Genomic DNA, 7,701 nt, shown 5'->3' with positions numbered 1-7,701 from the left:
CTTTCCGGACAACGCTGGACGCTAAATGGAGCACAGCAAGTTTTAAATCTGAGAACAAAAAACCTTAGTAATCAATGGGATGAGGTAATTCAATTGGTCAGAATGGCCGCTTAGGAAGTAATCCTGCATACATTCGTACACCCTAATTATAGCGACTTTGGCAAGTGTCAAAAAAAAAATAGTAAATTAGCCACTTGCTATCGGTGGCGTGGCGTCTATCTATTCGTTATGCGATAAAATAAAAATACGACCAACAATAAATGATAGACTTTATTCTTTACGTTCTGTAAGGTTCAAACTTTTGGGATGCTGTACAAAACTATTCCAACGTCATGGCTGTTACGTACATACCCAAACAAACCAATTTCTGACAACATGGCCTACCGTGATTTGAAGTCCAAACAACTTCTGCAAATCCACACCCTTGGTGAATTAAATGCTGCGGGTTATCAACCCAAGTCAATAAAACAAGAACTCCGCGACAATCTTATTGAAAAACTTCGTACCAAAGAATCTGTTTTTCCGGGCATTTGGGGCTATGAAGATACGGTCATTCCGGATGTAGAGCGGGCTATTTTGTCCATGCACCACATCAATTTATTGGGACTTCGCGGACAGGCCAAAACCCGTATTGCACGGCTTATGGTCAATCTTCTGGATGAATATATGCCGGTAGTGGCCGGTTCGGAGCTCAACGATGACCCTATGCATCCTTTATCGCGTTTTGCACGTGATGTGGTTAACGAAAAAGGTGATCAGACCCCCATAGCGTGGGTACACCGCGATGAGCGTTACACTGAAAAACTCGCTACTCCCGATGTATCGGTAGCTGACCTTATCGGTGATGTGGATCCTATCAAGGCCGCGACTCTCAAATTGCCTTATTCTGACGAGCGCGTTATTCACTTTGGATTGATTCCCCGTTCGCACCGTTGCATATTTGTAATCAATGAGTTACCTGACTTGCAGGCCAGAATCCAAGTGGCTCTCTTCAATATTTTGCAAGAGGGAGATATTCAGATTCGGGGCTTTAAGTTGCGTTTACCGTTGGATATTCAATTTATTTTTACGGCAAACCCCGAAGATTATACCAATCGCGGAAGTATTGTGACACCTTTGAAAGACCGTATTGACAGTCAAATCGTGACGCATTATCCGAAAACACTGGAGACGGGTAAGAAAATTACGATGCAGGAAGCTGTTGTCAAAACAGAGCAAAAAGGCATGGTGAAAACCAACGAAATCATCAAAGACTTGATTGAACAAGTAGCGATTGAAGCACGTGAAAGTGAGTATGTGGATGCGAAAAGTGGGGTATCGGCGCGTTTGACCATTGCGGCCTACGAAAACCTGCTTTCGGCTGCTGAACGGCGTGTTTTGCTGAACGGCGAGAAAGAAACGTATGTACGTATTTCGGACTTGTACGGTGTGGTACCGGCAATATGCGGTAAGGTTGAGTTGGTCTACGAAGGCGAAGTGGAAGGTCCGGTCATTGTAGCCCAAAATTTAATTGGCAAAGCGGTTCGGACGCAATTCCTGAATTATTTCCCTAATCCGGAAACCCTCAAGAAGAAGAAAAGCGCTAAAAATCCGTTTCAGAAAATCCAGGATTGGTTTGGAGAAAACGAAATGGACATTCTCAGTGACCTTACCAACCGTGAATACGAAGCACGTTTGAAAACCATTGAAGGACTCGACGATTTGGTAGATGCGTTTCACCGTGGTCTAAGTCGCGATGAAAAACTCTTTTTGATGGAGTTTGCCCTGCACGGCATGGCTGAATACTCTTTGATTGGCAAGCAATCGTTGGACAGAGGTCTTCAATTCAAGGATTTACTTGGCAGTATGTTTTCGGGACCCGATGCTGATGATGACGATGATGATGTGTTTTAACGAATAAAGAATAAAAAATAAGCCCCGACCGAGTTTGACTTGGCCGGGGCTGATTTTTTATCTGGCAGTGGTCCGTGTTTTTAACGAATTCAGTACGGGCAGAATCCCCTGCTCTAACCTTTGTTTCATAAACCCATCACGCAGGTATTCAGGTAATTCTCCAATCCACTTTTGATATTGGTCAACTCCTATGGCTTTGACTACGTAACACTCGTGGATAAAATTGAAATACTTGACGATATTGAGTAATGACTGATGAAACTGCGGCACGTCAATATCCGCTTCTACAAAACGCTCCAATTCCCGTTGCGTAGCCGAAACTCGTAAACGGCTTATCATGTCAAAATAGGTGGTTACCCCTATTCCCTTGGCCACTTCTTCCCAATGGCGGCTACCAAATTTCGACAAAATCTTCCCAGACTTTGTTCGCAATGCCTTGTCAGGGTTCGCTTGCAGACGTTGACGGAAAGCTCTGGCGCGGAGATTACGCGTAGTTTTCAGGAATTGTACGATATGAGCTTCCGCCTGTTGGGGGGTATCAATGGGCTGAATAAGAGCTTGTTCGTTGGTGTCGACCAGATTCTGGTATGAATAATTTCCAAAAGGTCCGTCAGCATAAAAACTGACCGAAAAAGGATACCAGCCTTTAACTACATACCCATTGATGATTTGCCTAACGGCTGATTCTACCGAAACATTAATTCCCTGAATAGCCAAAAATGCTTTGGCGCTATACAGCACACTGTAATAAGCCTGTGGAAATGTCCAGTGCAAGGCATATTTCTGATAATTGGCATCGGGATTGGCTGCTGTACTGCGCAAAGTATATTCTGCATTCCAAGCGTTTAAAAGCCATTTTTTGGTTGCTTCTAAACGAGCTTCTTCGCGTCTGGGACGAAATGTTTGCAAAAAATAGACTTTACTTACTTCTTTCAACGGAGCAGTATGGCGAATGTGGTAATCTATGCCTCGAAAGTGATTCAAAAACACCTGCGCAGGAATAGACTTCCGCCATTGTTCGTCGGCTTTAGTTACTTGATTTTCTGTGACAGTCATCATGGCTTTTTGTATTATTTCGATAAGATTTGCCTACATTTTAACAACAAAAATTGCCTGCTTAAAGTTTCCGAAAAATACAGCATTTTTAGACTATAAAATATTGATCTTCAGATAGTTGATTTGTATTTAGAAGGTGAGTAATCCTTTCGATTTTGAGGGTTTTTTACGGCTTTTGTCGGCCTATAGTTTTTCTAATAAATAAACTTAAAAAACGTAGAAGGAAGCCCTTATCTTTGTGTCATTATACATCTAATCCGAACAAAACGTGACGAAACTTTTTACCAAATTCACCTTTACCTTTTACCTTTTACTTTTTTTCAGTTTATCGGTTTTTATCACCGCCTGTTCTGACCAAGAGCAAAGCGAAGCGTCTCAGTTTTTTCTGAAAGGCAATCTCGAATTAGACAAAAAAGAATACGCTAATGCCATTCGCTACTACGGCGAAGCGCTTCAAAAAAAGGCTGATTTAGCAGATGTGCACAATAATCGCGGAATCGCTTATTTGCGTTTAAGTGAGTTGGAAAAAGCACTCGAAGATTTCAATAAAGCCATAGAAATTGACCCCAAATTTGAAGAGGCCTATTTCAATCGCGCGGGGTTTTTTATTGACCAACAGGCGTTTGCTCTTGCTACTGCGGACTTAGAGCATATTCGAAAGACGTATGGAGATTCGACCAATTATTACCTGAAATGGGGTGATTTGAAATTTGGACAAGGCTACTATGAGCAGGCATTGGCTGAATACGACCGTGCTCTTTCGTTGCGTCCCAAAAATGTACAGGCATTGGTAAATCGCGGCGTAGCCTATTTTGAAAAGAAAAATTTTAAAGCTGCCAAGGCCGATTTTGAAAATGCTGTCAAACTGGATTCGCTCCAACAATTGGCGTATAACAATCTGTCGCTCATTTTTGCCCGCGAAAATCAACCGGAACAAGCACTGAAATTCATTGAAAGAGCACTGGATTTTGACCCCGTCAATCCCATTTATTTGAATAACAAAGGCTACGTTTTACTGTTGCAAAATCAACAAAGCGAAGCCAAAAAGTTGATTGATTTATCCTTGATAAAAGACCCTCAGAACAGCTACGCACACCGAAATTTGGGGTTATATTTTCTGAAAAATGGCCAAAAAGACGAAGCTTTAACTGCCTTTCAAAAAGCCTATCAATTGAGCGCTGCTACTGACCAAATTCACGTTTGGCTGGGAGAAGCTCTTTTTGTCAATAATCAAAAAGAGGAAGCGTGCCGAGTTTGGAAAAAAGGGGAGGCATTGGGTGAGGCAGACGCGGTTGCTAAATACAGGAAAAATTGCAAATAGTGGGTTTTTAGACCCTTTTAGGGTAATAAATAAAGTCTATTTTGAAAAATATTCTTATCGGTATCTTTTTTGCGGCCCTGTGGGCATCGGCGTCGGTCGCTACTAAAATCGGAATTCGTTCGGCTGACCCGCTTGTTTTGGCAAATGTGCGTTTTTTATTGGCAGGGGGGGGCATGTTGGGCTTTGCCTATCTTGTCATTCCCACCAAAAGCCATCTTCCTCGGGGAAAAGAGTGGGGGAGGCTTTTCATTTTTTCACTCTTCAATACTACTTTGTACCTGAGTGCTTTTGTGATTTCGATGCGCGAAGTATCGGCAGGCATCGGCAGTCTTTCTACCGCTATAGGACCGTTGTTCGTCATTATGTTATCTGCTGTATGGTTGCAACGGCAATTGAAATGGTTTGAAGCCGTTGGGGTAGCTTTAGGTTTGTCAGGAGCTGCATTGGCTACTTGGCCTTTGCTTCAGGACAGTCACGCTACCGTGCGTGGTCTTCTGATTTTGATAGCGGGTATTGTATCGGTTTCGGGAGCAAGTGTGTATTATGCCCGATTGGAGTGGCGACTGCCTAATTTGGTCTTTAACGGTTGGCAGGTGCTGTTGGGGGGATTGACCTTATTGCCATTCACGATTTATTTTGCGGATTGGCAGCATACACGCTTTGACTTACAATTTTGGTTTTCAGTAGGTTGGTTGATTATTCCCGTATCGGTTATATCGCTGCAATTGTGGTTTTATTTACTTCGCCAAGACGCCGTCAAGGCTTCGCTTTGGATGTTTCTCTGTCCTATTTTTGGATTTGCTTATTCCTCACTTTTTCTCAATGAACCGCTCTCATGGCACACATTTGTGGGAACTGCCTTGGTAGTAGGCGGATTGTATGCAGCACAACGAGAAAAATTTAGCAAACACATAGAATCATAGATTACATAGTTTTACGAGTTTTTTATCAAACCTCAATTTCTGAAACCAACTTTCAATCCTACACCAACGGCCAGTGAATTGTTTGACATTTCCTGAATAGACAGTCCAATACGTGGACGTGCCAAGCGACTGTTGTACGTATTTACCGCTTTGCGCATTTGAAAATTTGCTATCAAATTAGCGGTTAATGACACACCGATCGATGCCACATACGTAGCCCAAAATGTTTGACGACTTACTCCCGAATTTCGCCCGACAACCAGAAAATAAACGCCGGGCAATGCCGACACGACCGAGCCTACTGTACGAATGGTTCGTGAATTTTTGAAATAACGATTGACTTCAAGGTCGTCCATCTCACCAAAAGGAATTTCCAGAGAGTAATTGCTGCGCAGTCGTTGTCCACCGTAATAATAGCGGCCGTTGGCTGCAATGATAATAGGTTTGAGATGAGAAGAATCAAGAGGTTTATAAAAAAGGGTATCGGAATGTTGGGTTTGGGCAGAAAGTGATTGAACACAAATAACCACAAGTAAATACGCAAGTAAAGTCCATTTTTTCATGAGGGAAGTATTATTTTTGTTAGAATACTAACGTTTTTTTGTGTAAAAAGCATCTGCCTGTGAAAGTTTTCAACTATTTTTTTTATTTAGCGATTAGTTGTCTTCATGGTCTTTGGGCCTACGGCCAGAAACCGAAACCTAAAGCTGCTAAAGTTGCCACTTTTAAAGTGATGACGTTCAATATTCACCACGGAGAAAATAATGTGGGCAAAACCAATTTGAATCGAGTGGTCGAATTGTTGAAACAGCATCAACCCGATTTTGTGGCGTTGCAGGAAATAGACAGCGGTGTGGTGCGTTCGGGAAAATTGAACCAGATGCGGATTATGTCGCTATTGTTGGGGTACAACGAAGCATTTGCCAAAGCTATTGATTTACAGGGCGGAAAATACGGGTTGGGAATTTTATCCAAACACCCAATTGAAAGCATTCAACAACTCAAATTACCCAATCCGGATGCTACCGAGCCGCGCCTGTTGATGTGCGCCTTGATACCACTTTCCGACAGTAAGTATGTACGTTTTTGCACGACCCATTTAGATCATCGTTCGGCGCTCAATCGAGGTTTGCAGGCGGCAGTAATCAACGAAAATCTACAGAATAGCCTTTATCCCGTCATTCTGGGCGGAGATTTCAACGCGCCGCCAGGAGACCATACGCTGGAAGCACTCACGAAATACTGGAATGACGCAGGTGCCAATTCGGAAACCGCCACGTATCCGGGCAACGGAAAGCGGATTGACTATTTCTGGACGCACCAATCATCTGCTTTTAAAGTGATTGATTATCAAGTATTAAATGAGCCCGAAACGTCAGACCATCAACCTGTGGTCGTTACCTATTCCTTAGGAAAATGAAAGCACTCTTATTTCGGGTCCCTACCGTAGACGACCGTTCGTTTCGAGTGCAGATAGACAGCGAAAAACACTTTTATCAACGCCTTCATTTTCATCCCGAACTTCAACTGACGCTCATCAAAGAAGGAACAGGAACATTGGTAGCAGGCGATTGTATTGACCGTTTTCAGCCCTACGATTTGTTGTTATTAGGAGCCAACGTGCCACACGTTTTGCTCAATGATTCCGAGTATTTTGAACTGGATTCGTCGCGACGGGTGGTGGCGTATTCGTTCTTTTTTAACGAGGCAATGCTGGGGGAGCTTTTTCTGAAATCGCCTGAACTTATTCACATCGCCGATTTACTTCGGGAGGCCACGCACGGAGTCAGACTCAGGTACGGGGAGCCAAACGCATTGACACAACAATTTGAAAAAATAAGTAAACTGCGTCCTTTTGAACAACTGATGACTCTCCTGACCACTCTGGATAGCCTTACTCTTTCGTCTGATTGTGAGCGACTCTCTGGTACTGCCTACCGACGGCCCAATAAACCCGTGGACCATCAACGGTTGGAAAATGTCTTTAACTTTATTTTAACCAATTACGCTAATACCGTCACGCTCGACGACGTAGCCAATGTAGCCAATCTAACGCCTCACGCTTTCTGCCGTTTTTTGCGAATGCACACGCGTAAAACGTTTTCCCAATTGCTCAACGAAGTGCGGGTGGAGCACGCCTGCCGACTTTTGAGAGATTCTACCCAAAGCGTGAGCCAGATTGCCTTTGGGTGCGGGTATGCCAATCTTTCCAATTTCAATCGGCAGTTTAAACAGTTGATGAACCTTACCCCGCGCGAATACCTCAAATCGGTTTCGGAGCTGGGGAAATAATTGATTTTGAAGGATTAAAATTAACTTTTAGCGTAGTTAAATGCCCAAGTATTTCCAAATTTGTCGGTCAGCATACCGAATGTAGCGCCCCAAAACGTTTGGTGCAGGGGCTCAATCACTTGGCCTCCGGAAGCAAGTTGATCAAAGCAGTTAACTATTTCTTTCTTGCTGTGGCAATGAATACAAAGGGTGACGGAGTTGCCGCTTACCCGATTG

General features: G+C 43.3%; 8 protein-coding genes. 5 read left to right on the top strand and 3 right to left on the bottom strand.

Annotation, left to right across the window (positions count from 1 at the left end):
* Nucleotides 1–375 precede the first annotated feature (375 nt).
* Nucleotides 376–1,893, top strand: coding sequence for a magnesium chelatase (locus Q0081_RS03880; RefSeq protein ID WP_298349558.1), 1,518 nt, complete (start codon nucleotides 376–378; stop codon nucleotides 1,891–1,893).
* 57 nt (nucleotides 1,894–1,950) lie between these two features.
* Here the strand turns inward: Q0081_RS03880 and Q0081_RS03875 are convergent, their stop codons facing one another.
* Nucleotides 1,951–2,952, bottom strand: coding sequence for a hypothetical protein (locus tag Q0081_RS03875; RefSeq protein ID WP_298349554.1), 1,002 nt, complete (start codon nucleotides 2,950–2,952; stop codon nucleotides 1,951–1,953).
* Between the two features lie 265 nt (nucleotides 2,953–3,217).
* Between Q0081_RS03875 and Q0081_RS03870 the strand changes: the two genes are divergently transcribed.
* Nucleotides 3,218–4,270: a lipopolysaccharide assembly protein LapB gene (locus Q0081_RS03870; protein ID WP_298349551.1), complete on the top strand. Its 1,053-nt coding sequence runs from the start codon at nucleotides 3,218–3,220 to the stop codon at nucleotides 4,268–4,270.
* 41 nt (nucleotides 4,271–4,311) lie between these two features.
* Entirely contained in the window at nucleotides 4,312–5,193 is an 882-nt protein-coding gene (locus Q0081_RS03865) for a DMT family transporter (RefSeq protein ID WP_298349548.1), read from the top strand.
* A gap of 32 nt (nucleotides 5,194–5,225) precedes the next feature.
* Here Q0081_RS03865 and Q0081_RS03860 read toward each other — a convergent pair whose 3' ends face one another.
* Nucleotides 5,226–5,756, bottom strand: a complete 531-nt coding sequence (locus Q0081_RS03860) for a hypothetical protein (protein ID WP_298349546.1) — start codon at nucleotides 5,754–5,756, stop codon at nucleotides 5,226–5,228.
* Between the two features lie 59 nt (nucleotides 5,757–5,815).
* On the opposite strand from Q0081_RS03860, the gene Q0081_RS03855 reads away from it, so the two are divergent.
* The gene (locus tag Q0081_RS03855) at nucleotides 5,816–6,613 is read left to right on the top strand and encodes an endonuclease/exonuclease/phosphatase family protein (protein ID WP_298349543.1); all 798 of its coding nucleotides are present in this window, start codon (nucleotides 5,816–5,818) and stop codon (nucleotides 6,611–6,613) included.
* Nucleotides 6,610–7,485 (top strand): AraC family transcriptional regulator, encoded by an 876-nt coding sequence (locus tag Q0081_RS03850; protein ID WP_298349540.1) that lies wholly within the window; start codon nucleotides 6,610–6,612, stop codon nucleotides 7,483–7,485. Before Q0081_RS03855 ends, Q0081_RS03850 begins: the two co-directional genes overlap by 4 nt.
* 20 nt (nucleotides 7,486–7,505) lie before the next feature.
* Here Q0081_RS03850 and Q0081_RS03845 read toward each other — a convergent pair.
* Nucleotides 7,506–7,701, bottom strand: a 196-nt coding sequence (locus tag Q0081_RS03845) for a VOC family protein (protein WP_298349538.1), incomplete at its 5' end; no start/stop codon positions are given.

The sequence above is a fragment of the Runella sp. genome, assembly GCF_027484545.1.
Classification (GTDB): domain Bacteria; phylum Bacteroidota; class Bacteroidia; order Cytophagales; family Spirosomataceae; genus Runella.
Note: the sequence above shows the minus strand (reverse complement) of the source record. Positions and strands in the feature narration are given on the sequence as shown.